This window comes from Gordonibacter pamelaeae (assembly GCF_003340385.1).
GTDB lineage: Bacteria > Actinomycetota > Coriobacteriia > Coriobacteriales > Eggerthellaceae > Gordonibacter > Gordonibacter pamelaeae.
Window position 1 is genome coordinate 137242 of record NZ_PPTS01000006.1, and the last position, 25655, is coordinate 162896.

Below are 25655 nucleotides of genomic sequence, written 5' to 3' on the forward strand. Positions count from 1 at the left end.
GAATGGAGATTCGTGTCCGTTGATACGAAAGCCAGGAAACGGGCTGCGAGCACCCACCTTTTGAGGTGGGTTCATCCTCCTGGCCGGGGGTGGGGCTCTTCACGCAACGCAGAAGAGGCGTCGGAACCGCAAGGTTGCCGGCGCCTCGGCGTTTCCAGGAAGGGGCGCCCTACGCGGCCGGGAACCGCAGGACGAACGTGGTGCCGGCGCCCTCGGCGCTCTCCACCTCGATGGAGCCGTGATGGTAGAGCACGGCGTGCTTCACGATGGCCAGGCCGAGGCCCGTGCCGCCCGTCTCCTTCGAACGGCTCTTGTCCACGCGGAAGAAGCGCTCGAACACCTTCTCGCGCAGCTCCTCGGGAATGCCGGGGCCCGTGTCGCTCACGCGCACGACCACCTGGCCCACCGCGTCCTCGCCCGGCAGCCCGCCGCCCGGCCGAGCCGGCGGTTCCGCCTCCACGCGCATGACCACGCTGCCGCCCTCATGGTTGTAGCGGATGCCGTTCTCTATGAGGTTGTAGAGCATCTCCTCGGACAGCGTCTCGCTGCCGGCGATACGCGCCGCGGAGCCCTCCACGCGCACCTGCACCTGCTGGTCGGCGGCGAAGCTGCCAAGGCGGCCCGCCACGCGCTCGGCCACGGCGTGCAAGTCGATGAGCACCGCGTCGTCGCCGAACGCGGACTCGTCCAGGCGCGACAGCGTGAGCACGTCGTTGATGAGCGAGCGCATGGCCTGCGCCTCCTCATAGATGAGGGCGGCGAACTTCTGGCGATCGGCCGGCTGCACCATGTCGTTCTTCATGAGCTCGGCGTAGCCCGAGATGACCTGCAGCGGGGTCTTCATCTCGTGGCTCACGTTGCTGGAGAAGTCCCGGCGCAGGTTCTCGGCCTGGGCCAGCTCGCGGTTCTGCTGCTTGAGCAGGCGCTGCTGCTCGTCGATGCGAATGAGCAGCGGGTCCATCTCCTCGTATATCTCGTTCTCTAGCGGATCGGCGAAGTTGAGCGCGTCGATGGGCTTCATAATGCGCCACGTGAGCGTCTTGGACAGCACGAACACGAGGACGGCGGCCACGATCACGGCCACGAGCACCGGCACCAGCATATCGCCCAGGAAGGCCAGAAGCGAGTGGCGCGACTCGGACAGGCGGATGATGCTGCCGTCGTCCAGCTTCACGGCGGCGTACACCGTGTCGGTGCCCAGCGTGTCGGAGAAGCGCATGGTGGCCGCCTGGCCGTTCTCCCCCGCCTCGCGGACTTCGGGACGCCCGGCGTGGTTCTCCATGGCGGCAGGGTCGGCGGCACTGTCGTAGAGCACCTGGCCGTCGGCCGCGATGAGCGTGTAGCGGGTGAGGCCGGCGAACTGCTCCTCCAGCGCGGGGATGTTCGCCGTGGTGGGCGACGCGTTGAGGTAAGCCGCAGCGTCCTGCGCGCTGGCGGCGAGCTCGGCCTCGGCGTCGTGCTCGTAGGACATATAGTAGATAGTGGTCATGACCACGCCCAGCACGAGGATGACGCCCAGCGTGAACGCCAAAACGCCCGAGAATATCTTGCCGGAGAGGCTCTTGACCCGCAGGTGCGTAGGACTCATCGGGCGCTCCGTCCCGCGCCGCCCCGCCGGGGAAGGCCCCGCATGCGGAAGCTCATGGCTGCTTGACGCAGTAGCCCACGCCGCGCACCGTCTGGATGTAGGCGTCTGCACCCTCGACGGCCGCCGCGAGCTTCTGCCGAAGCGTCTGGATGTGCACGTCGACCGTGCGCGTCTCGCCCACGTAGGTCATGCCCCACACGTCCTCCAAAAGCTGGCGACGCGACAGCACATGCCCCTCGTTCTGCATGAGCGTGCGCAGAAGGTCGAACTCCTTGAGCGTGAGCGCAACGTTCTCGCCGTCCACGGAGACGTCGTGCGACGACACCGTGAGCGCAATGGGGCCGCACGAGAACTCGTCGTCGGCCGCCACGGCCGGCGCGGCGGCGCGACGCATGAGCGCGTTCACGCGGCTCACCAGCTCCATCATGCCAAACGGCTTGGCCAGGTAGTCGTCGGCGCCGGCATCGAGGCCGCTCACCGTGTCGAACTCCGTGCCCTTGGCCGTGAGCATCATGACGGGCAGGTGCTTCGTGGCCGGGTCCTCCCGCAGCATGTGCAGGATCTCCAGGCCGTCCACTTCGGGCAGCATGATGTCCAGCAGCACGAGCTCCGGCAGGCGCCGCTTGCAGGCGACGAAGAACTCCCCCGCCGCGGCAAAGCCCGCCGCCTCGAAACCGGCCTGCTTGAGCGCGTACACCGTAAGGTCGCGGATATTGGTATCGTCTTCAACGTAGTAGATCATCGCAGTTGCTCCATGGGGTCTCCCGGCCGTCCCGGCCGCGTGTTGGGCCTATTGTAAGCCAGGCGCCGCGCAGCCGCAGCCTCCGAGAGGTCAAATTTGCGTAAAGCGCCTCACTCCTTCTACCCGAACCGCCCGGCCACATAGTCGGCGGTGCGGGGGTCGGAGGGGCTGGTGAAGATGTCGTCGGTGTCGCCGGCCTCCACCATCTCGCCCAGCAGGAAGAACGCCGTCTTGTCGGACACGCGCAGTGCCTGCAGCATGTTGTGCGTCACCATGATCACCGTGTACTTGCTCTTGAGCTCGCCCACCAGGTCCTCGATCTTCGCCGTGGAGATGGGGTCGAGCGCGCTCGTGGACTCGTCCATGAGCAGCACCTCGGGGCGCACGGCCAGCGCGCGGGCGATGCACAGGCGCTGCTGCTGGCCGCCGGACAGGCCGAGCGCGTTCTTCTTCAGACGGTCCTTCAGCTCGTCCCAGATGGCGGCGTCGCGCAGGCTCTGCTCCACGATGGCGTCCAGGTCGGCGCGGCTCTTTATGCCGTGGGTGCGCGGCCCGAACGCCACGTTGTCGTACACGCTCATGGGGAACGGGTTCGGCTGCTGGAACACCATGCCCACGCGGCGGCGCAGGCTGTTCACGTCGATGTCGCGGTAGGCGTTGCGGCCGTCGAGGGTGATCTCGCCCTCGATACGGCAGCCCTCCACGAGGTCGTTCATGCGGTTCAGGCTCTTCAGCAGGGTGGACTTGCCGCAGCCCGACGGGCCTATGAGCGCGGTCACCTGGTTCTTCGGAAACTCCAGGTTGATGCCCTTGAGCGCCTGGAAGTCCTGGTAGTACAGGTTCAGGTCGCGCACGCCCATCTTGGCCGGAGCGTCGGCGGGCGCCTTGCGGGCCGCCTTGCGCTCGGCCGCCCGGCCCTGCGCATGCGGCAGGTAGGTGGCCGGGGCGTTCGCCTTGGCGGCAGCCCTCTCCAGAGTCGCGTTAGTCATTGGTGCCTCCCTTGTTCATCTTCTTGGCGGCGAAGGTGGCCATGAGGTTCAGCAGCACCACCATGACCAGCAGGACAACCGCCGTGGCGTAGGTTTCGTTCACATGCAGCCCCTCGCTCGATAGCACGTACATATGCACGGCCAGGGTGCGGGTGGAATCGAAGAGCGCGGCCGCGCCCTCGGCGAAGTTCGGAATGGCGGCAATGGAGCCTGCCGTGAAAATGAGCGCCGCAACCTCTCCCACGCAGCGCCCGAGCGCGAGGATCACGCCGCCCAGGATGCCGGGCACGGCGGAAGGCAGCACGCAGCGGAAGACCGTGCGCAAACGACCCGCGCCCAAACCGAAGCCGCCTTCGCGGTAGGCGTCCGGCACGGCCAGCAGCGCCTCCTCGGTGGTGCGCATGACCACCGGCAGCACCATGATGGCCAGCGTGCAGGCACCCGCCAGAAGCGACAGGCCCCACTGGAGCGCCGTCACGAAGAACAGCAGGCCGAACAGGCCGTAGATGATGGAGGGGATGCCCTGCAGCGTCTCGGTGGTGGTGCGCACCATCTGCACGAAGCGGCTGCCGCGCTTCGCATATTCCACCAGGTAGATGGCGGACCCCACACCCACGGGCACCGCCATGAGCAGCGAGAGCCCCGCCATGACGAGCGTGTTGACGAGCGCGGGCATGAGCGAGACGTTCGTGGAATCGTACTCCCACTCGAACAGGCTCGGCGTCAGATAGGGAACGCCGTTGACCAGGATATACCCTACGACGAAGGCGAGCACCAACGACGTGACGGCGGCCCCTGCGTACACGACCCCCCGCAAGAGGGCCGACACGATACGGCGCGTTTTGCTGTGGCGCGCCTCGGCAACCCGATACAGCGCGTCCAGGCGGTCATCCGGTTCGATCTGACCGGCAGAGAAGGCTGAAGGCGCGTCGGCCGCCTCGTAGGCGATGGTCAGCTTGCGGGTCGTCACTTCATCTCACCTCGTTTCTTGATGACGTTGAACAGCATGGTTATCAGCAGGATGAACACGAACAGCACCACGCCGGTGGCTACGAGCGCGCCGCGATGCAGGTCGGCCGCATAACCCATCTCCAGCACGATGTTCGCCGTCATGGTGCGCACGCCGTCGAAGATGCTGCCCGGAACGGCCGGCTGGTTGCCGGCCACCATGATGACGGCCATCGTCTCGCCGATCGCGCGGCCCACGCCCAGCACGATGCCGGCCATGATGCCGGACACCGCAGCGGGCACGATGACGCGGAACACCGCGCGCTCGTGATCGGCGCCGAGCGCCAGGGCCCCCTCGTAGTATTTCTTGGGAACGGCATCGAGCGCGCTCTGCGCCACGGTGATGATGGTGGGCAGGATCATGATGCCCAGCAGCACGGCGGCCGCCAGAAGCGAGAGACCGCGCCCCGGCATGTTGTCGCGAATGAACGGAACCATGACCACCAGGCCGAAGAAGCCGTAGACGACCGACGGGATGCCCGCCAGAAGCTCCACGCCGGGCTTGAGCACCGCCGCCACGCGCCCGCTGGCGAACCGCGAGAGGAAGATGGCGCACAAGAGCCCTGTGGGCACGCCCACGACGATGGCGCCGGCGGTCACGTAGATGCTGCCCACGATCATCGGGAAGATGCCGTAGACGTCGTTGGCGGGACGCCAGGTGGTGTCGAAGAGGAATTCCGGAAGGCCTATCTGGGCGATGGCCGGCACGCCATTCGCGAAGAGGAATACGCAGATGAGGGCTACCGCGAGGATCGAAATCCCCGCGGCAGCCACGAACAGCGCCTTCGCAATGCCTTCCTTGAGATGTACGTGAGACATGCGGGTTCCTTGTCAGTCGGGTCGCCGGGCTTTACGCCAGAACGTCTTCCCAGTTCGCAATCTCGCCGGTGTAGATGCCCTTCACCTGCTCGGAGGAAAGCCCGTCAACGGTGGAGGCATTGTTCACAATGATGGCGATGCCGTCCTGGGCGATGACCGTGGGGGTGACGCCGGTCTCGGAGTCCTTGAGCTCGCGGGAGACCATGCCGATGTCGCAAGTGCCTTCCGTGGCCATGTTCACGCCGGTGGTGGAGTCGGACTGGTTGACCTCGATGGCCACACCGGAGTTGATGGCCTTGTAGGCCTCGGCCAGCTTCTCCATGACGGGGGTCACCGAAGAGGAGCCCGCAATGACGATCTTGCCGGACTGGCCGGAGCCGGTGTACGCGGCGGCGCTATCGGCAACGGAGATGTAGCCCTCTTCCTCGACGATCTTCTGGCCGTCGGAGCTCATGATGAAATCGATGAAGTCCTGCGCCACATCGGACAGCCCGTCCTTCGTCACGATGTTGAACGGGCGGGCCACCTGGTAGTCGCCGCTCTTCACGTTGGCGGCCGTGGCTTCGGCGCCGTCGATCTTGAGGGCCTTGACCGTGTCGTTCAGCGAGCCGAGCGAGATATAGCCGATGCCGTTCTCGTCGCCTGCCACCGACGTCATCATGACCGACGTGGAGTTCGTGATGGCGGCAGACGTGGTGGTCATGTCGACCTTCTCGCCACTGGCATCCTTCTCCTCGATGCCCATGAGCTCGACGAACGCCCCGCGCGTGCCGGAGCCGTCCTCGCGCGAGTACACGGAGACCTCGCCGGTCGGAACCGTGCCCGCTGCGCTGTCGGCCTCGCCGGAGCCGGCGTTGCCGCCGCCGGAGCAGCCCATGAGGCCGAACGCGCCCAGCGCGAGCAGGGCCCCCATCGCCATCATCACCAAACGCTTCTTCATGCTCTTCCTTTCCTTGGCGCCCCTCCCGGGCGCGTATCTGTTCGCTTCGCGCAGTGCCGCCCCCGACGGAGCAGCGCCGCACGGAACATGATGAAGAAAGAGCATCAAGCCTCTGTCTCGGGCCGGTCAAATCTTGGTAAAGCCTCGGAAGGGCCGGCTTGCTCTCGCGAGTTGCGGTTCTGCTCGCACGAATGCACCAGGGGCGCTACAATGGAGAGGACGGTTTGGAACGAGGGGACGACCCGAAAGGGGTGCATTGATTCAATGAAGCTTTCTGCACGCAACACGCTGAAGGGCACCATCACGGCCATTCATCCGGGAGCGGTCAACGCCATCGTGATCATGGAGCTGGAGGGCGGCCAGCTTATCACGTCGACCATCTCCATGGGGTCGCTCAAGGAGCTGGAGCTGGAAGTGGGCAAGGAGGCCTACGCCATCGTCAAGGCCTCGTCGGTCATCATCGGGGTCGACGACTAGCGCAGCGCTTCTTCGGTCCTAACGGCAGGCGCCCCCTCGTTCGAGGGGGCGCCTGCTTTTTTGCACTTGGCTGGAAGGCTGGCTGGCGGGACTATGCCGCGAGAAGGGCGGAGAGCTCCTCCTTGCCCTTGAAGGGCGTGGCTTCCTGCGTCTTCACGTCCACGACCTCGCCCTCCCATTTGCCGGCGTCGCCCTTGTCGAACTTGTCCGTGCGCACGATGCGCTCGAACCTCACGGTGCCGCGGGGCTTGGCAGAGGCGGCCGCCTCGTCGGATGCGGAGAGGCCGCCCGCCATCGCGGCGGAGGGCACGGCGCCGTCGGGCGCCGCTGCGCCCTCATCGGCCGGGTCCTTGCGATCGAAGGAGTACTTCAGGTCGGCAAGCGTGTGCTCGAGCGCGTCCACGAGCGTGGTTCCCTCCTCGAACGCCGCAAGGTCGACGAACCCGGCCTCGCTGTTGAACAGCACGCCCGGCGCAAGGTAGGCCGTGCGCACGCGGCGCTGGCGCTTCCTCTCGGCGGCATGGATGCCCACGACCAACGCCACGACCACGGCCCACCACACCACGGCGAGCACCAAATCGAACGGATCGTCCACGAAGTTGAAGCCCAGGTAGTACCACAGCCACAGGAAGAAGCCTGCAGCCACGGCCAAGACGGCCAGTATGATCACGTTGCTCTTCCTCATGCTAGGCCTCCTTGCCTTCCGCCGCGAGCGGCGCAGGCCGGGACAGCAGCCGACTCGTCCTCGATGCCGAGCACGTCGTCCTCGAAGTCCTTCAGCTTGCGCGTGAAGCTGATGCGGCGCACCAGCACGCCCGCCCCGTAGAGCACCGTGACGATGATGCCCAGGATAAGGTAGTAGTGCACCCAGCAGTTCACCCGGTCATAGCCCGCGAGCGGCGTGCCGTCGTCCTCGATGGCTTGCTCCTGCGGTCCGGCAAGCGGCGTGACGGCGTCCTCAAGCACCTCCGCGATGGGGGCGAGGATCGACAGCGCATCAGGCGGCACCGTGCCGGGCGTCGGCGTGGGCGGCGTCGCAGGCGTCGCCGGAGTCGGCGGGGTCGCGGGAGGCACAGGCGGTACCACCGGAACCGGCACAGCCGTGATGGCAAACGTGCCGGGAACCACGGTCACCCTGTAATTCGGATTAGCCGTGTACGACGCCGTGATCACGTCGACGTACACGCCTGCGTCCTCGTCGGCGTTCGTGCGGCGGTACGTCACGTCGCCCAGGTCGCCCTCGGCCACCAAGCCCTCAACCGTGCCCGTGAAGGCGGGGTCTTCGGCACCGGCAACCTTCGAGGCGTCTGCCGCCGTGATGGTGACAGCGGCCGGAACGACCGTCAAGTTGCCCGGGACGACCTCGGCCGTGGGATAGTTGGCCGTCACGTCCTCGCCAGCCGCGTTTCGCACGACGTAGCCGGAAACCGTGCCCTGGCTCGTGCCCGCGTCGGTCTGCGACCCACCGTACACGACCTCGACCGTGTCACCCTGCTGTAAGCCGATCGGAGTCACGCCATCCGGCACGAGCGGCGTGCCGTCATAAGGCTTGCTCGCGTCGCCCACCACGAGGGTGAGCGCATCGGCCCGAGCGATGACGAAGCGACCGGGCTGCGTGGTAGCCGTGTAGTTGCCGTTCTGGGGCAGCCGCACCTTGTCCACGGTTATCTCGTAGGTGCCCGCGTTCTCGCCGGGAGCGCGCTCCACGTCGTAGGTGCCCTCGAACACGTCGCCCTCCATGAGGCCCTTCACCGTTGCAGACAGCGCCGGGTCGGCCTGGCCGTAACTCTTGCCGGCATCGTTGGCCGCAATGACGAGCGTAGCCGGTTCGATAGCGAAGCTCCCCGGGACCACCTTGACGCGGAACTGTTCGGAAACCAGGTTGCCGTCGGCATCTTTCACCACGGCCGCGCCCCGCACCGGGATGGATGCCACGGAGTCGGCCACGTTGGTGCCGGAAGCGTGCGAGGAGAGGCCGGTCACGTAGTAGGTGCGGCCGTCAGCCTGCACCGGCACACCCAGGGCCGTCTCTCCCCTGAATCCGGAAACCGTCTGCTCGCCGCCGTTGTAGGAGAACGTGCCCGAGTTGGCCGTCAACTCAACCTCGTAACGGGCATCACGGTTCTCGATGGACAGCTGACCCTCGGCCTTGCCCACCTGGTAGTTTCCAAGGTTCGTGCCAGCGTTCGCCTTGATGACGAACGCGTTCGCGGCAACCTCGCCCGGCAGCGCGACCGAGCCCGTGAACACGTAGGTCGCGCCCTCGCCCTCGGCCCAACCGTCTTCTGTCACCAGCGGCGTTGCGCCGTTCACGAGCGGCATGCCGTCGTAGGGCTTGGAAAGGCTCGCGGACACGAGCGTCAGCGGGCGCTGCTCGACCAGAAGCGTGCCGGCCTGCGGCGTAACCGCGAACTGGTCCGTCACGTCGTTGCCATCAGCATCCCTCACCGCAGGCGTGCCGGACACCGTCGTACGGTAGGTCCCGGCATCCGTTCCGGCAGCCTCGGCCTTAAGGCCCACCACATAGTAGGTGCGGCCGCCGGCCTGCACGGGAACACCCTGCTCGGTCTCGTCGGTGAAGCCGGACACCGACTGCTCGGAGCCGTCGTAGGTCACCGTGTTGGACTTCGCCTGCACGGAAACCGCGAACGCGGCATCGCGATTCGTCACCGTGAGGATGCCGAACCGCAGGTCTATCACGTAGTTGCCCGCCTTCGCGCCGCCCTCCAACGTGTAGGCGAACACATTCTCAGACGAGCCCACCAGGGTCTGGGAGCCGGTCACCGCATAAGCGGCGCCCTCGCCCTCGGCCCAGCCGTCGCCGGAGACGGTCACGGTACCGTTCACGAGCGGCGAGCCGTCGTAGGGCTTGCGATCCGTCGCGCTCTCCAACACCACATGGCGCGGCTCCACCACGAGCTTACCCGGTTTCACCGAAACCGCGAACTGCTCGGAAACGTTGTTGCCCTGGTCATCCGTCACCACCGGCGTACCGGTGCCTTGCAGCACGTACGTATCCGCATCGATGCCGTAGGCCGAGGCCGTCAGACCGGTGACATAGTAGGTATGTCCTTCGACCTGAACCGGCACACCCTGCTCGGTCTGGCCGACAAAGCCTTCGAGCACCTGGGTAGCGCCGTTGTAGAGCACCGTAGAGGAAACGGCCTCGAGGGCCACGTCCCATTTCGCCTCGCGGCTGGTCACGTTCAGCGAGCCCTCGATCTGCTTCAAATGGTAGTTGCCGGGCTTCGTGTTCGCGTTCAAAGCGTATGAGAAGTAGTTGAGCGAGGTGCCCACGAGCGTCTGCGAACCCATGTAGTCGTATGCAGCGCCCTCGCCCTCGGCCCAGCCGTCGCCCGAGACGGTCACGCCATGGGCGACCAGCGGCTCGCCGTTGTACTCGCGGGTAGCCGAGGCGCTGGTCAGCGTCACCGTGCGAGGCGTGATCTCGAACGTGCCCTGCTTGACCTTCACGTTGAATTGGCTCGACACGTCGTTGCCCTGGGCGTCGGTCACTACGGCGGCACCCGTTACGGCAACCGGCACGGAGTCGGCATCGGTGAGGGCGGCGCCCGCCGAGAGGCCGCTGACGTAGAATGTGCTGGAACCGACGGTCACCGGCACGCCGTCCTCGGTTTCGCCCACGAAGCCGGAAACGCTCTTCTCGATGCCGTCGTAGGTGAACGCGCCGGAGTTGGCTTGCACCTCCACCTCGTACTTGGCATCGCGGTTCGTCACCGTGAGGGTGCCGAACCGCAGGTCTATCACGTAGTTGCCCGCCTTCGCGCCGCGCTCCAGCGTGTAAGCGAACGTGTTGTCGGAGAAGCCTACCACGGTCTGCGAGCCTGTGACGTCATAGGCGGCGCCCTCGTCTCCCGCCCAGCCATCGCCGGAGACGGTCACGGCGTCGTTGGTGAGCGGCGTGCCATCGTAAGGCTTCTCGGCGCTGGCGCTCGTCAGCACCACCTGGCGCGGGTTCACTTCGAGGGCTCCCGGCACATAATCGATCTTGAATTGGCTGGTAACATCATTGCCCTGCGCGTCGAGTACCACAGCCTTGCCCCTGATGGGCACCGTCGTGGTTCCCGCGTCGGTGCGGCTGGCACGGGCTTCAAGGCCCGTTACGGCAAACGTGGCATCGCCGAATGCGAATGTGGTGGTCTTCAGTCCTTCAACCTGCTTCTCAAGGCCGTCGTAGAGCGTCTCGCCAGAGTTCGCCTCGATGGTTATCTCGTATTTGGCATCGGCTTCGCGGCCCTCGATGCTCAACTGGCCTTCGGTTTTCGCCAACTCGTAGTTGTCCAAGCTCGTACCCGCGTTCGGCACGATGGCGAACTCGTTTGACTGCGTCTCGCCCGGCAGCAGCACCGAGCCCGTGAACTGATAGGTGGCACCCTCGTCCTTGACCCAGCCGCTCTGCTCCGCCAGCGGCGTCTCGCCGTTCACCAGCGGCGTACCGTCGTAGGGCTTGGAAAGGCTAGCGGAAGCGAGCACGAGCGGAGCCTTCTTTATGGAGAGCATGCCGTTCTCCACGTCAACGACGAACTGACTGGTTACGTTGTTTCCAGCCTCGTCGGTGACCACCGGCGTGCCAACCACGTTCGCCGGATACTCGCCGACGTCCTTGCCTGCGGCCTCGGCGGTCAAGCCCGACACCGTGAAAACGGCCCCGTTGAAGGTGAACTGCGTCTGCTTGAAGCCGGAAATCGTCTGCTCCTCGCCGTTGTAGGAGGGAGCGGCCGAATTCGCCTCTACCTTGATCTGGTACTTGGCGGCATCATCGCGGCCGGTTACCTTCAGTCTGCCGAAGCTGGTCGCGATACGGTAGTTGCTTTCCTTCGTGGCACCGGTCAGCTCATAGGTAAACTCGTTCGGCGAGGAGCCTACGATGGTCTGACTGCCCGTGACCGCGAAGGTTGCGCCTTCGCCCTCGACGAACGCCTCGCTGCCGGTTACCGTATCGTTGACAAGCGCCCTGCCGTCGTACACCTTCTCGTCAGAGGCGCTGGCCAGCGTCACCTCGCGCTTGCCGATGGCAAGCGCGCCATCGACCGTATCCACCTTGAACTGGTCGGTTACGTCATTGCCTTCGGCGTCCCTCACCACAGGCACGCCCACCACGTTGGACGGGTAATCGCCGGCATCCGTGCCCGCACCGCGCGCCGTGAGCCCCGTGACGAAGAAGTCCTGCCCGTTCATCTCGAAGCGCACTCCGCGCTCGGTTTCGCCGACCAAGCCAGAGACTTCCTGCTCCGAGCCGTTGTACGTGGCCGTGCCGGACTTCGCCGTTACCGTCACGGCGTAGAGGGCGTCGGCGTTCGTCACCGTCAGCGAGCCGAAAACCGTCTTGATGTCGTAGTTGTCCTCGCTTGCGCCGCCCGTCAAGGTATAGGCAAACGAATTCTCGGAGAAGCCCACGAGCGTCTGGGTGCCCGTGACCTCGTACCGAGCCCCTTGGCCCGCAGCCCAGCTGCCCTCGGTCACCCGCACCGTCTTGTTCACGAGCGGCGTGCCGTCGTAGGGCTTGCTGTCCGTGGCGCTGGTCAACGTCACCTCGCGCGGCGTGATGGAGAGCGTGCCCGTGTTGGCGACCACGTTCGCATAGTTGGCCTTGTTCTCCAGCGACCAGGAGGTCACCTGGTTGTTCTCGGGTCTCGTATCGCCCACGTTCTTGACGCTGCCCTCGACCGTGGCAGACACCTTGTCGCCGGTGGGCAGCACGTACTCGCCGCTCTCGTTCGGAGTCACCGGCACGCCGCCGTACGTGACGGCGTAGGTGCCGTCAGCATGCGGCTGCCCGTCGTATCTCCACGACGTGGTGGCGGCCGTGATGACGAGCTGCGTCTCCGACGGCACGATCTTCAGCGTGCCCGGTTTGGTGGAAATGTCGTAGTTGTCGGTCACGTCGTTGCCCGCGGCATCCTTCACCGTCGGCGTCCCCGAGAAGATGCCGGTATAGGAGCCTGCGTCTGCGCCTGCAAGGCGATAGGCTGCCTCGATGGATTGCCCGCCCACCAATCCGCGCGTGCCGCCCGGCTGCATTTCAGAGAAGCCGCTGGGGAGCTCGGCGGCGTAACCCGACTTCACGTACTCCTCGCCCTTGTACGGCTGCGGTTCGATCCAGCCCTCGCCGGCAACTTCCACCGGGCGCTTTCCGATAACCAGCTTGCCCTCAACGTAGCTGACCTTGTACTGCTCGGTCACGTCGAGACCGTCGCGGTCCCTCAAAACGAGGTTCTCCTTGCCGCTGAACGCAACCGGATACCTGCCCGCGTCCGTCTCCTCGGCCGATGCCGTCAAGTTCTCCAGCGATAGATTAGGCGTTTCCTGGCCCACCACCTCGTATACCGTATCGGATGCGCGATGCGGCGTGCCATCGTACACGAACGTGTCGCCCTTGGAGGTGATGACCAGCTCCTTCTTCTTGGCGAAGTGCGCGACGAAAGCAGCGCCCTCGTACAGGCCGTCCTTCTTGGCATGCTCGTCGATGATCGCCTTGTCCAGCGTGGGATCTTCGGAGATGATGGCAGGGTCCGTGCCCGCGCTCCATCCCACGAAATAGCAGTCGGCCGCAGGCGTGGCAACGGATCCGACAGGCACGCCGGTCTTCACCGCAACCGTTTCGCTCTTGGGATCGACGGTGCCCAAGGACTCGTCAGCCGATGCATAGGCGAGCGTGGCCTCGTTCTCCATGAAACGCGCCGTGAACGTGGTCGACCGGTACAGGCCCTCGCCCGACTTGGCGTGCGCGTCGATAGCCGCGCGGTCGAGCCGCGCGGAATCGCTCACAAGCTGGCCGTCGACGAACCAACCGGCGAACGTATAGCCGGCTTCGGCCGTGGCGGTGGAGCCCTTCGGCTCGCCCGTTGCCGGCGCCACCTCCTCGCTCGCAGGGTCGACCGAGCCGCCCGTTTCGGCGACGAAGGACAGCGTCACGTTCTCCGACTCGGCGAACCTCGCCACGAAGGTCGTGGCAACGTAGAGGCCGCCCGTCTTGGCGTGCGCGTCGATGACCGCGCGGTCGAGCTGCGCGGAATCGCTCACAAGCTGGCCGTCGACGAACCAACCGGCGAACCGGTACCCGGCGTTCGGCACGGCGGCGGCGCCATGCGGCTCGCCCGAAAGCGGGCTCACCCGCTCCGTCGCCGTCTGGCCGGGCTCGCCATCCTTGCCGATGACGCTGCCGCCCGCGCCCTCCGCCACATACTCAAGGCTCACATCGGGAAGCGGCTGCCACTGCGCGGTGTACACCGCATTGCCCGTGACGGTGGGCGACACCGCCGGGTCCCATCCTTGGAACGTGTAGCCAAGTCTCGTTGGCGTATCGATGGCTGGCGTCAAAGCGCCGTACTTGACGCCGTCGAACGTCGTATCGGGCGACGTGGTATCGCCGCCGTCCAGCTCGTAGGCCACCTTGTAAGCGTTACGCTCGTAGTGCACCTTCAAAACGAGCGATCCGTCGCCAGCCACCGTGCCCTCGAGCACATTGGATGCATTGCCGGCATCGAAGGTGAAGCCTGGATAGGCCACGGACGTATCGGCGCTCACAAGCTGGTCGGTAGTGCCGACAAGCGTGCCGTCAGTATACGTTGCCGTGTCGGGATAGCTGCCATCGAGGTTCTGCAGGTAACGCTCCACCGTGTAGGGGGTATTGGTGTTGAGGGCCCACTGGGCATACAGGATATTGCCGTTCCCAACGAGATCGACCCGGACGGCGGTACCGCCGGCGAACGACGCCCCCGAGCCGTCGGGGGCCGTGTTCCAGCCGGCGAAGTGCACGCCAGCCCGCGGAGCGGCGAAGTCCAGGGCATCTGCTGTCTTGAGCGTCACCTCGCCGTTATTGGGAAGGCCCGTCTCGGTCAGGGCGTCGCCCGCTCCGCCGTTCGGGTCGTACGTCAAGGACGTCTGGGGCACGGACGGCCCCCACTGTGCGTACAGCGTGACGTTCGCCTCGCCCAGCTGCACCATGCCGCCGGGATAGTACGTGGCGCCGCTGCCGTCCTCCTTCGTGTTCCACCCGAGGAACCGGTCGCCGTCGGTCGATGCCGAGAGGGTGCTCTCGGCGACCTTGGCGAAGCTGCCCTGCGCATACGAGCGGTCATCCGTCGGCACCTCGCCTACGCCGCCGTTCGCATCGTAGGCAACCGAGCGTTTCTCGTCGTTGATGTAGTAGGGGTAGAGCTCGACATCGCCGTAAACCTGGGTGTCGAAGTTGAACACCCTGTAGGTGTAGTCGCCTTCGGAGCCCGAACGCGTCGTCCATCCGACCCACTTGTACCCTTCGGGAACGCTCGCGATCGACGAGGGCTCGTCGATCGCCGTCTCGCCGTAGCCGACCGCATTCTCTTTGGCCAAGGCCGTGCCGCCCATGTCCTGGTAATAGGTGACCTGGTACGTGGGGAGGATCCACTTCGCGTACAGGACCACGTTGTTGGCAGGCATGGTTGCACCATCGAAGGAGAACTCGGTCCCCGCGGCGAACGTCGGGGACGTGTACCATCCCGCGAACGTCGAGCCTTCCGGAACACCCGCGTCCTTCGCACTCGGCGCCGAACCTTCGCCCTCGATGGACGTGCCGTACTTGATGGGCGCGCTCGTGCTCATAGCGCCTTGATTGTTGAACGTGATGGTGTACGACTTGCGCTCGAAATAGTGGCGCGCCGTCCAGGTGTTCCCGATCTGGAAGAAGCCTTGGTTTTTCGCCAAGTCAGCTCCGACCCACTCGAAACCGTTCAAGGCGTTCACGTAATTCTGAATCTCCGCATGCACGCCCGCACCCCTGAACACGAGGGTGTCGTAGTTCTCGAACATGCTGGTATCGTAGTTGTTCTGATACCGGTAACCCGAGTTGTATTTCGGGAAGTTCGGATCGGTTTTCTTGATGGGGGTCGTGTTGCCAACCTTTTCCACGCGAAGTTCCAGGTGATGCAGCGCGCTGCCGTTGTTGACGTAAAAGAGCGTCATGTCCTCGGTCATCGTCCGGAAAGGAGCGACGACCGGGTTGATCGTCGTTCCGGGGTTCTTGGGATCCTCGACCCAAACGCGCGTTCCGTACTTCGCGCTCACCGCCTTCGTCGCCGCATCCCATTGGTCGGCGATGTCCGCGCCGTAATTCGCCGTGATCTGGTACGCGGTGACGTAATCTTTCTTGTTCCCGCTCTCACCCTTCGCCGAGCAGCGCAAATCGACGGTGAACTCCGCTCGGTCAAGGTACACGTTGGCAATGGCCGTGCCGTCGCCCTTCACCGTGACCGTCTTGTCGCTCGACTCGTTGCTCTCGTTCAGGATGTACTTGCCGTCGATCAGGAAGGCTACGTTCTGCTTGATGTCCGACGCGCTGGGGAGCGGCTCTTCCTCGTCGGTCGTCCCCTCGTAGTCGAGCGTGGTCACGTAATCGTACCGCGACGCGTCCCTCGTCGAATCGGCCGCCTCGAGCCACACGGCCACGCTGTACTTCGCCGTGGCCGCCTCCCATTTCGCATACAGCGTCGTGTCACCGCTCGGCGACGAGCCAAACTTGTAGGCCTTGGAGCACTCCTCGTCCGCGAACCAGCCGGCGAAACGGTAGCCCGCACGCGTCGGCGCGGCGGGCTCGACGGACGTACCCCCGACGCTCACGAACTCGGGCTCGGTGTACGAGCCGCCCTTGGCGTCGAACGTCATCCATACACCGGTCTCGACCTTGGGGTACAGCATGATGCTCTCCGCACCCAACGTCACCGAATCCACCTTGTTGACAAGCTCCTTTTCTGTGTACCATCCCGTCACGCTCTCGTTCGGAGCGAGAGGGAACGCCACATCGGCCGCGACGACATCGCCATCGGCCCCTGATTTGGTGGAGTAAACGCGACCGCCGTTGTCCATGAAGTACACGTAGCACGCCCCGGAAACTTTTGCGTACAGGTCGCTGGTGAACGATTCGGTAACGACTTGCGCACCGAAATCGACAAACCTGCCCGCCCAGTCTTCGCCGTTCTTTGCATACCAGCCCTGGAAGAATTGGCCATCGGCGACCGGAGGCGCCTCGGGCTCGAACAAGCTCTCGCCGGTCTTGACGATCTGCGTGCCGACAAGAGCTCCATCCACGCCGTAGAAGTTATAGGTGGCGAGCTTCGGCGTGCCCTCGGCCGTCACGACGTAGATGGAGAAGTGGCTCACGTCGAAACTCTGCGCGGCGGCGTCTGCCTGACGGGCGGAAACCGCGCTCACGCTCGAGCCGTCGTTCGCCACGTGGTATACGCCCATAGCCTCGCCGGAAACACCGGCATTGAAGAAGCACACGTTCACTGCGGCGTCGGGCTGTATGACGCTGCCGTCGGGGCCGAGGAGCGTTACGTCGACGGCGACGGCATTCTCCAGTTCCTTGCCCTTCTCCTCTACTGCGGCCTCGACCGCATCGATGACAGCGGAGCTGGTAATCTGCACGGCCTGCACGGTGGTTCCCTCGGGCAGCACGCCTTCGGCAGCAGTCACCTTCACGAGCACGTTGCCCGCTTGGGCGTAGCCCTCGAAAGCAGGGCTGCTCACGTCGGCCTCGACTTCGACGACATCGTCCTCGATCGCGTCGGGCCCACCGTTGTCGGAGCCGTCGGCCTCGGGCCCGCCTGCCCCATCCTCGCCGATCTTCATGTCGGAGGTGATGGGTTCGGCAGCAGGCGTCTCAAGCTCGGAAGTTTCGGCTTCCGCGGCTTTGGCCTCCACCTTCAGGATAAGGTTGCTCGTCACCTGTTCGGCAGGAACCTTGTACTCCCCGGTGGTCGCATCGGCCCGGAGCTCGGCTTCGACGCCTTTCGCAACGGCCTTGACCGCACTGATCTCGTAGCCTTCGTCGGCGTAGGCGGCGAACGAAAGCTCCTTGTTCAAGGGTACGTTGATGGAATCGGCAGGCAACGCGATGGTCTGCCCCAAGTATGCCACGTACGCATGCTGGAATTCCAAGCCCACCACAGCCACGCCGGGCTCGGCAGTGGGGAGGTCGGCTGCAGGAGCGGAGGGCTCGGCGGCAGGCGCCTGGCTTTGCGCAGCCGCCTCGGAGACAGCGGGGGTCTCCAGCGGGGCGGTGGCCTCGGACTCGGCCGCAGGGGCGGGTTCGGAAGCCGGGTTGTCGGCGACCTCGGTTGACGGGTTGTCGACCTGGGCCTCGGGGGCGTCGGTCGGCGCGCCGTTCTCGGCCGCGTCGGCGAGGGAGGAAAGGTTGACGAGGGAGAACGCCAGCACCGCCGCCATGAATGCGGCCAGCGCCTTGCCCTCGAACGTGTTCTTCGCGTCGCAGAATTTTTCCAACATGCTCATACGTATCACCGAATCCTCTGGCTGCAGGTACGCAGCGCCACCGCCCTTCGAGGCGTCGTCTACTTTGGTTCGCTTATACGTTTTCGCTCATGCTGGTTTGCGCAGGTTTCCATGGTAGGCTGCAGCGACGTACAGACTGCAACCCAGCAAGCAATTCTATCACAAACGTATTCCTATTCCGACCCCCAGCGTATCGCATCGTCCCATTTGAGAGGGCATTTTCACAAATGTTGCAAATTTAGCAGCAAAAATCGCTGGAACGGGGAACGAACACGGTGACGAGCAGGGATGCCTGCGGGTCGATAAGGGCCTTTCAAAACATGCTTCCCCGAAGGATAATCGATTCGTCGCCCCTACCGCGCGAAAAACGCGACACTCGGGCCGAGGCTCAATTTCTCGTTGAACCGCCAACTCGGCAGGCAGCCTGCGGGCGATGCGGTTGTGTGGGCGGGGAACACCCGGAACCCGCATCCGCGGACAACGCTATAATGAACGCGAAACGAGGCGGCGCGCCCGCGCGCCCCTTCCCGATGCGACCATGATAGGAACCCGTGAGACGCCAGCGCGCATGCAAAGCCCGCCCGGCGACGGCACTGCGCCGCGCCCGCGTCGCCACGCTCGCGCTCGCCGTGGCCGCGGCGCTGGCCGTCGGGCTGGGCATGCTCGCCGGATGCGGCGAATCGGGCGGCGGCGGGGGCGGCGGGAGCACCGTGGGCGCAGGCGACAGCGCGGGCACGACGAGCGGGCCCGCCTTCGAGCGTCCGTCCCTGGCCACCTCCCCGTTCGATGCCGATGCCGCGGTGGCCGACCACGACAGCATGATCGACGTCTCGCATGCCTCGCTCGGCTACGTGGCTGCCTCGGCGCAGAACCAGAGCCGCCTGAAGCTGCTGGTCACCAAGGACGGCGTGAAGCGAAACTACGACCTGCCCGGCGATGGCACGCCCGTCTCCGTGCCCCTCACCATGGGCGACGGCGCCTACGACGTGCAGGTCATGCAGAACACCGAGGGCGACCGCTACGTGCCCATCAACGGAACCACCGTCGACGTGGCGCTCGCGAGCGAGTTCGAGCCCTTCCTGCGCCCCAACGTGTTCTGCGACTACGACGCTGACAGCGCCTGCGTGGCGAAGGCGAGCGAGCTTGCCGCCGGCGCCCAGAACGAGGGCGACGTGCTGCGCAGCATCTACACCTGGATCACCGAGAACGTGAGCTACGACACCGAGAAGGCCGAGCGCCTGGCCGACGCAACGGGCTACGTGCCCAACCCCGATGCCACGTTGGCCGAGGGAAAGGGCATCTGCTTCGACTACGTGAGCCTGGGAGCCGCCATGCTGCGCAGCCTTGGAATTCCCACGAAGATCGTTACTGGATACGTTTCCCCTGATAGTATTTACCATGCTTGGAATTTGGTATATCTTGATGGCAGCTGGAAGAGCGTCGAGGTGAGCGTCGACCCCAACACATGGACGCGTATCGACCTGACGTTTGCCGCCGCCGGCGGGTCGGGGAAAACCGTGGGGGACGCGAAGGAATACACTGACCGGTACACGTACTGAGTGCGAGCCGAAGAGGACGCCGCAAGGCCCGGAAGCGCAAAGTCGGACAAGGAGCGAATGAGATTATGGCCACAACCGTGCTTGAGAGCAGCTCCGTAAGCGCGTTCTGCGAGAGCGTCGCCATCATGCTGGCCGCCGGCATCCAGACCGACGAGGCCGTGAGCCTGCTGGGCGAGAACATGGAGGACGGCGCGTTCAAGCGCGCGTGCGATGCCGTGTATCTTCGGCTCATCGCCGGCGAGCCGCTGGCGAAGGCCCTCGATGGCTCGGGCTTCTTCCCCCGCCACGTCGTGGACATGGTGGGAGCAGGCGAGGTGTCGGGCCGTCTTGAGCCCACGCTGCGCACGCTGGCCGTGTACTATGACGAGGAGGGACGCCTGTTCGCGAAGATGCGCTCGAGCATCGTCTACCCCGCCGCCCTGCTCTGCGTCATGTCCGTCATCCTGGCCTTCACGGTGGCCGTCATCCTTCCCGTGTTCGTGGACGTGTACGAGAGCCTGTCGGGCAACCTGGCGGCAGGGTCGTTCAACGCCGTGGGCGCATCCATCGGCATCGGGTGGGCGGCGCTGGCCGTGACGCTCGTATGCACCGTGGTCGTGCTGGCCATGGCCGTGGCCATGCGCAGCGAGGGCGGGCGCCGCAGCCTCATGCGCGCCGCCGAGCGCATGCCCCTCACGCGCAACACGATGTACCAGCTGGCGCTCAGCCGCTTCACGTCGGCGCTGGCAACCTACGTGGCCTCGGGCATCGACACCGACACGGCCATGAAGGAGGCTGTGGCCATGGTGGACCACCGTGCGCTGCGCCAGCAGCTGGAGGGCGCGCGCGAGGCCATGCTCGACCTGGCCGCGCCGAAGAGCCTGGCGCAGGCCGTTTCCGAAAGCGGCGTGTTCGAGCCCGTCTACGCCCGCATGCTCACCATCGGCGCGCGCTCGGGCAGCATGGAGGACGTGCTGGGACGCCTGTCGCTCACGTTCTTCGACGACGCCATCATGAAGATGGACCGCCTGGTGGACGGCGTGGAGCCCGCGCTCGCCGCCTTCCTGACCGTGGCCGTGGGCGCCACGCTCGTGTCGGTCATGCTGCCGCTCATCGGCATCATGGGATCGATCGGCTAGGGTGGCTCGCATGGACCGCGAGCATACGTCGAGGCAGCGGAAGCGCCGGCGGGGCATGAGGCTCGCCGCCCTGGCGCTCGTGCTGGCGCTGGCCGTGGGAGGCTGGTTCGCAGCAGGGGCCGTCGGGCAGAACCTGCGCGAGCAGGGCGCCGTGTCCGTGCGCAACGCCATCTTGGACAGCGCGAAGCAGTGCTGCGCCATCGAGGGCTCTTACCCGTCCTCGCTCGAGCACCTGGAGCAGGGCTACGGCCTGCGCGTGAACCGCGACGACTACGTGATAACCTACGAGGTGTTCGCCGAGAACATCATGCCGAGCGTCGTGGTGGTTCCGCGATGAGGGGCGAGCGCCCTTCCGGGCGGGACGAGGATGCGGTTATGGAGGCTTTGACGAGCAGGGGCATCGCACAGCGCGCGGAAGGCGGCCAGGGTTTCGGGCGCCTGTTCACGGTTCTGCTGTTCGCGCTGTTCATCGTGGCACTGCTCATAGCCATCATGACCGGCACGGGGCTGTACCGCGCGCTGGTGGAAGTGCGCGACCAGGCCGACGATACGCGTCTGGCCACGGGCCTCATCGCGAACAGCGTGCGCGCGGCCGACTCCGTGGATGCCGTCGGTGCGGGCAAGGGCCCCGAGGGCCGCTCCCTCGTGCTGACCGAGCGGCTGGACAGCGGCACGTTCGAGACGCGCATCTACGCCTACCAGGGCTCCATCGTGGAGGAGTACGCGCTGGCCGATGCGGCGTACACGCCGGAGAAGGCCACCCCCGTCGTCGCCTCGGAGCGCTTCGCGTTCTCCTACGAGAACGGGCTGCTCACCGTGGAGACGGATGACGGCAGCGTGCAGGTGGCGCTGCGCAGCGTGAGGGGAGGTGCCTAGCATGGCGAGGAAACCGGCCGAGACGCTGCTCGCCGCGCGCCGCGGGCCCGACGCCACCTGGCACGGCACCGCATTCGTGGTGGAGGCGCTGGTGCTGCTGGCGTTCCTGGCGTTCGCGCTGGCGATGTTCATGCAGCTGTTCGGCGCGGCGCACAACCGCGGCGTGGAGGAGCGCCAGCTTACGCAGGCCGTCCTGCTGGCCTCGAACGCCGCCGAGGAGTTCGCAGCGATGCCGCTCGCCGGCACGCAGAGCGAGGCGTTCGACGGCGACGGCGATGCGCTGGGCGCCGCAGCCGATGCCGGCGAGGGCGATTACCTCGTGACGCGCGAAGTGGTGCCCGAGCCCACGGAGGGCGGCACGCTGTACCATGCGAGCATCGCGGTGAGCCGCGACGGAGAGGTCGTCTACGAGCTGGAGACGGCCCGCTACGCGAGCGACGGAGCAGCGGAAGGGGGCGATGCCGCGTGACCACGCGGGGACGCGGATCGGTGCGCATAGGGCCCATCAGCCTGTTCGCCCTCGTCATCATCTTGTGCCTGGCCGTCATGGCCGTGCTCTCGGTGACGACGGCGCAGGCCACGTACGCCGCCGCCGAACGGCAGGCGTCCTTCACCACCGACACGTACGCCAACGAGCGGGCGGGCCAAGAGCTCGTGGCGGACGTCGACGCCGCGCTCGCGCCGGTGCGCGCAGCGCACGGGGGGCTGGCCGAGGCGCTGTCCGCCGTGCGCGCGGCGCTGCCGGAAGGTGCCGAGCTGGACGGATCGACGGTCAAGGCAGAATTCACTGCCGACAGCGGGCGCACGCTCGCCGTCGTGCTGGAGATACGCGCGGACGCCACGTACAGCGTGGCGTCATGGAAGGCAACGACGCTGTGGACGGAGAACGGCGCAGGCGAGACGCTGTGGTCGGGCGCTGCGCAGACACGATAGGAGCGATGAGATGAAACTTGAAGAGCTGCTGCGGGAGATGGTGGACGCGAAGGCGTCCGACATCTTCATCATTGCAGGCCTGCCGCTGTCCTACGAGGTGAGCGGACGGCAGATCCGCCTGGACTCGGCGCCGCTCATGCCCGATGACACCGAGACGTTCGTGCGCGCCATCTACGAGGTGAGCGGGCGCAGCATGCAGCGCTTCGTGGACAACGGCAACCACGACGACGACTTCTCGTTCGCCATCGCGGGCGTGGGGCGCTTCCGCGCAAACGTGTTCCGCCAGCGCGGGTCGTTCGGCGCCGTCATCCGCGTCATCCCGTTCGGGCTGCCGAACCCGGCCGACTTCCACATCCCCGACGAGGTGCTGCGCCTGGCCCGCCTGCAGAAGGGCCTCGTGCTGGTCACGGGACCGGCAGGCGCGGGCAAGTCCACGACGCTGGCCTGCATCATCGACAAGCTGAACCACGAGCGCTCGGGGCACATCATCACCATGGAGGACCCCATCGAGTACGTGCACAAGCACGGCAGCTGCATCGTGACGCAGCGCGAGGTGCCCACCGACATCGCCACCTACGGCGAGGCGCTGCGCTCTGCCATGCGCGAGAGCCCGGACGTCATCCTCCTGGGCGAGATGCGCGACTACGAGACCATCGGCACGGCCGTCACCGCCGCCGAGATGGCGCAGCTCCTGTTCTCCACGCTGCACACCACGGGCGCGGCCGGCACGGTGGACCGCATCATCGACGCCTTCCCCGCCTCGCAGCAGCGCCAGATCCGCATGCAGCTGTCCATGGTGCTGGACGCCATCGTGTCGCAGCAGCTCGTGCCCACGGTGGACGGCGAGGTGGTGCCCGCCTTCGAGATCATGGTCACGAACACGGCCATCCGCAACCTCATCCGCGAGGAGAAGACGCACCAGATAGACAGCGTGATAGCCGCCGGCGGCTCCGAGGGCATGCGCACGATGGACCAGAGCCTGTTCGACCTGGTGAAGAGCGGACGCGTGGCCAAGGAGATGGCATTGCAGTACAGCATCCACCAGGAGGCGCTGAAGAAGCGCTTCGAGGCCGAGGGGCTGTAGAGGCCAGCTGCCGCAAGCAGCCTGCCTGGATACCGAGGACATGACGAGCGGCCCGCCTATCCGGCGGGCCGCAGTGTGACAAGGGGACGGGGATAATGTCACGTTCTTGGACGCTTTGCGGCCTTGCGTCTCATTGGGGAACGTGACATTATCCCCGTCCCCTTGTCACACCCTAGTACACGTTGTGCACGACCTCGGCCGACCCTTGCAGGCCGGCGATGCGGAAGGGCGTGCCGTCGTCGAGCACCACCGTGCCGTCGAACGTGCCGAACACCTGGTGCTGGTCGGTGCGCACGACCAGGGCGTTGATGCAGTCCGCGCGGTCGAGCAGCGGGGTGAACGTCAAATCGAGGCGGCCCTCGTCGTCGGTGACGTGCCAGGGAGCCAACAGGTCGTAGCGGTCGGCGACCTTGCGGGCATCGGCACCGGCGGGCTTCTCGGGCACGCCGAAGTCCACGCGATGCAGCTTGTGGCACGTGCCGTCCACGAACGCCATGTTCTCCGAGGCAGCCGACGTGTCGCCGAAGCCGTAGCCCAGGTTCAGGCCGAAGCAGTGCGAGCCCGGCCGGGCTCCACCCTGCCCGTCCTGCCAGCCCTGCGCCACGCCCCAGAACCACGTGTTGTCGCGCGTCCACACGCCACGGCCCCAATCCAGCAAGCCGAACGAGTCGTCGGGTGCGAACCCGTGCACCAGCAGGCCCTTCTTGAAGCTGCCGCGGGCGCGCATGGCCACGATCTTCTGGTTGTAGTAGAAGGCGAGCGGGTCCTCGGCCCACGGCGTGGCGATGACCATGGTGTCCTCGGGCTCGTCGGAGAGCACGGCGTCGAACACGAGGTCATCGTCGCCGTCGAACTGTGCGAAGCGGGCGTGGAGTCGGCGCTCGCCGTTCCCCGCCTCGAAGCGGAAGGACACGCGTCCGTTCTCAAAGGACGAGATGCCTTCCCGCGAGGTGGAAGGCAGGCGGAAGCGTCCGAGCGGGAAGGGCGTGATGACGCTCGTGGTCTTGTAGGCGGCCTGCGCGAAGTCGATGACCGACGCCGAGACGAGACCGAGGTAGCCTAAGTCGCTCAGCGTGAGCGCCACCGCGTAGGCGCCGTCGTTCACCAGGTAGTAGTCCCATTCCTTGATGCGCCATCCGGGCGCCTTGATGCGCGTGCGGTCGTAGGCGAGCTCCAGCTGCGTGGCCCACCCGCATGCGGAGAGCGCGCCGTCCAGGCGGTGCAGCGGACCCGGCCCCTCGAGGCGTTTCTCGTTCACGATCGACCCCCTTTGCTCGTGCGGAACATGCGCGCCATGCGCTTGCGCAGGCTCGTGGGAGCGGCCTGCCTGCCGCTCGCTTTCAGCGCGGGCTTGGGCTTCGGCTTCGCAGCGGCCTCCTCCGACGCCTCCTCGGCTTCCTCGGCCTCCTGCCGGGCCTCCTCGAGCACCTTGCCAGCCGCCTCGGGCGCCCCGGCGCGCGTGAGCGGCGCCACGGCCCGCAGCACGGCATCGCCCGCCCGCGCGCTCGTGCGGCTGTCGGCCACCTTGAACGTGATGGACCCCACGTAGCCGCCGTCGGTGATGGCCGAGAAGGACAGCTTCGGCTCCTTCGTCAGCTTGGCCACCGCGCCCGCCGCCTCGGAGGCCTCGTGCTCGATGGCGGCCGCCACGTCGTTCAGGTGCTCGCCGGGCGTCACCACCACGATGGGCAGGCTCACCTGGTTCGTGGGCGGCAGGTGCGTGAGCGCCGTCTTGTTGATGATGGAGTTGGGGATGATGACTTCCTCCCCCTTGCTGTTCCTGATGGTGGTGTGGCGCCAGGTGATGTCCTTCACCACACCGGATGACGAGCCCACCTCGATGTTATCTCCGGGCTTGATGATGCGCAGCAGGCTGACCTGCAAGCCGCCGATGAGGTTCGCGATGGTGTCCTGGAAGCCGAGCGAGATGGCGATGCCGCCGATGCCGAGCGCGGTGATGGCGGCGCTCACGTCCACGCCATAGCAGGTGGACAGCATGATGCACACGCCCAGCAGCCATACGGCGCCGCGGGCGATGTTGACGAAGATGGAGCTGGAGGGAAGGTTCTTCTCCTCGTTGTAGTGCAGCATCTTGCGCATGAAGCGAACGGTTAAGCGCGCGAAGACGGCCGTGACCGCGAGGATGACGGCAGCCGCCAAGGCCGTGGTCAGCCAATCGACGTGCACGATGCCCTGTATATAGTGTTCGAGTTGTTCCATGCTTTTATCC

General features: G+C 66.0%; 18 protein-coding genes. 8 read left to right on the top strand and 10 right to left on the bottom strand.

The genetic code is table 11. From position 1 onward, the window contains the following. Positions 1–169 precede the first annotated feature (169 nt). From C1877_RS10475 to C1877_RS10500, 6 genes are all read right to left on the bottom strand, one after another. On the bottom strand, positions 170–1588 hold the full coding sequence (locus C1877_RS10475; RefSeq protein WP_114569127.1) for a sensor histidine kinase: 1419 nt from the start codon (positions 1586–1588) through the stop codon (positions 170–172). A 52-nt stretch (positions 1589–1640) separates the two neighbouring features. Then, on the bottom strand, positions 1641–2330 hold the full coding sequence (locus tag C1877_RS10480) for a response regulator transcription factor (protein ID WP_015539548.1): 690 nt from the start codon (positions 2328–2330) through the stop codon (positions 1641–1643). A 119-nt stretch (positions 2331–2449) separates the two neighbouring features. Next, complete coding sequence (pstB, locus tag C1877_RS10485) at positions 2450–3319, bottom strand: phosphate ABC transporter ATP-binding protein PstB (protein WP_114569128.1); 870 nt, start codon at positions 3317–3319, stop codon at positions 2450–2452. Continuing rightward, positions 3312–4289, bottom strand: a complete 978-nt coding sequence (pstA, locus tag C1877_RS10490) for a phosphate ABC transporter permease PstA (RefSeq protein ID WP_220149912.1) — start codon at positions 4287–4289, stop codon at positions 3312–3314. The genes pstB and pstA overlap by 8 nt, the downstream gene beginning before the upstream one ends. Next, the gene (gene pstC / locus C1877_RS10495) at positions 4286–5146 is read right to left on the bottom strand and encodes a phosphate ABC transporter permease subunit PstC (RefSeq protein ID WP_114569129.1); all 861 of its coding nucleotides are present in this window, start codon (positions 5144–5146) and stop codon (positions 4286–4288) included. Before pstC ends, pstA begins: the two co-directional genes overlap by 4 nt. 31 nt (positions 5147–5177) lie before the next feature. After that, positions 5178–6086, bottom strand: coding sequence for a substrate-binding domain-containing protein (locus C1877_RS10500; protein ID WP_015539546.1), 909 nt, complete (start codon positions 6084–6086; stop codon positions 5178–5180). 264 nt (positions 6087–6350) lie between these two features. Between C1877_RS10500 and C1877_RS10505 the strand changes: the two genes are divergently transcribed. Further along, complete coding sequence (locus C1877_RS10505) at positions 6351–6563, top strand: TOBE domain-containing protein (RefSeq protein ID WP_015539545.1); 213 nt, start codon at positions 6351–6353, stop codon at positions 6561–6563. A 91-nt stretch (positions 6564–6654) separates the two neighbouring features. On the opposite strand, the gene C1877_RS10510 is transcribed toward C1877_RS10505, so the two are convergent. Both C1877_RS10510 and C1877_RS10515 read right to left on the bottom strand, forming a co-directional pair. Then, positions 6655–7248 carry a hypothetical protein gene (locus C1877_RS10510; protein ID WP_015539544.1) on the bottom strand — a complete coding sequence of 198 codons (594 nt, stop codon included), beginning with the start codon at positions 7246–7248 and terminating at the stop codon, positions 6655–6657. Continuing rightward, positions 7245–17855 carry an InlB B-repeat-containing protein gene (locus C1877_RS10515; protein ID WP_114569130.1) on the bottom strand — a complete coding sequence of 3537 codons (10611 nt, stop codon included), beginning with the start codon at positions 17853–17855 and terminating at the stop codon, positions 7245–7247. Before C1877_RS10515 ends, C1877_RS10510 begins: the two co-directional genes overlap by 4 nt. Positions 17856–18406: 551 nt before the next feature. Here C1877_RS10515 and C1877_RS10520 point away from each other — a divergent pair. The 7 genes from C1877_RS10520 to C1877_RS10550 all read left to right on the top strand — a co-directional run bounded on the left by C1877_RS10520 (position 18407) and on the right by C1877_RS10550 (position 23425). Then, positions 18407–19414 carry a transglutaminase-like domain-containing protein gene (locus tag C1877_RS10520; RefSeq protein ID WP_114569131.1) on the top strand — a complete coding sequence of 336 codons (1008 nt, stop codon included), beginning with the start codon at positions 18407–18409 and terminating at the stop codon, positions 19412–19414. 65 nt (positions 19415–19479) lie between these two features. Continuing rightward, entirely contained in the window at positions 19480–20532 is a 1053-nt protein-coding gene (locus C1877_RS10525; RefSeq protein WP_015539542.1) for a type II secretion system F family protein, read from the top strand. Positions 20533–20542: 10 nt separating this feature from the next. Beyond that, positions 20543–20869, top strand: a complete 327-nt coding sequence (locus C1877_RS10530; protein ID WP_015539541.1) for a hypothetical protein — start codon at positions 20543–20545, stop codon at positions 20867–20869. 38 nt (positions 20870–20907) lie between these two features. Continuing rightward, positions 20908–21408, top strand: coding sequence for a DUF4860 domain-containing protein (locus tag C1877_RS10535; protein ID WP_114569132.1), 501 nt, complete (start codon positions 20908–20910; stop codon positions 21406–21408). Between the two features lies 1 nt (position 21409). Next, complete coding sequence (locus C1877_RS10540; RefSeq protein ID WP_015539539.1) at positions 21410–21877, top strand: hypothetical protein; 468 nt, start codon at positions 21410–21412, stop codon at positions 21875–21877. Continuing rightward, a complete protein-coding gene (locus C1877_RS10545; RefSeq protein ID WP_114569133.1) occupies positions 21874–22341 on the top strand; it encodes a S4A5 electrogenic sodium bicarbonate cotransporter 4 in 468 nt (155 codons plus the stop codon). Before C1877_RS10540 ends, C1877_RS10545 begins: the two co-directional genes overlap by 4 nt. Before the next feature lie 10 nt (positions 22342–22351). Then, on the top strand, positions 22352–23425 hold the full coding sequence (locus tag C1877_RS10550; RefSeq protein WP_015539538.1) for a type IV pilus twitching motility protein PilT: 1074 nt from the start codon (positions 22352–22354) through the stop codon (positions 23423–23425). A 172-nt stretch (positions 23426–23597) separates the two neighbouring features. Here the strand turns inward: C1877_RS10550 and C1877_RS10555 are convergent, their stop codons facing one another. After that, positions 23598–24683 carry a DUF2804 domain-containing protein gene (locus C1877_RS10555; protein WP_181813837.1) on the bottom strand — a complete coding sequence of 362 codons (1086 nt, stop codon included), beginning with the start codon at positions 24681–24683 and terminating at the stop codon, positions 23598–23600. Next, entirely contained in the window at positions 24680–25645 is a 966-nt protein-coding gene (locus C1877_RS10560) for a mechanosensitive ion channel family protein (protein ID WP_114569134.1), read from the bottom strand. Before C1877_RS10560 ends, C1877_RS10555 begins: the two co-directional genes overlap by 4 nt. Between the last annotated feature and the right edge of the window lie 10 nt (positions 25646–25655).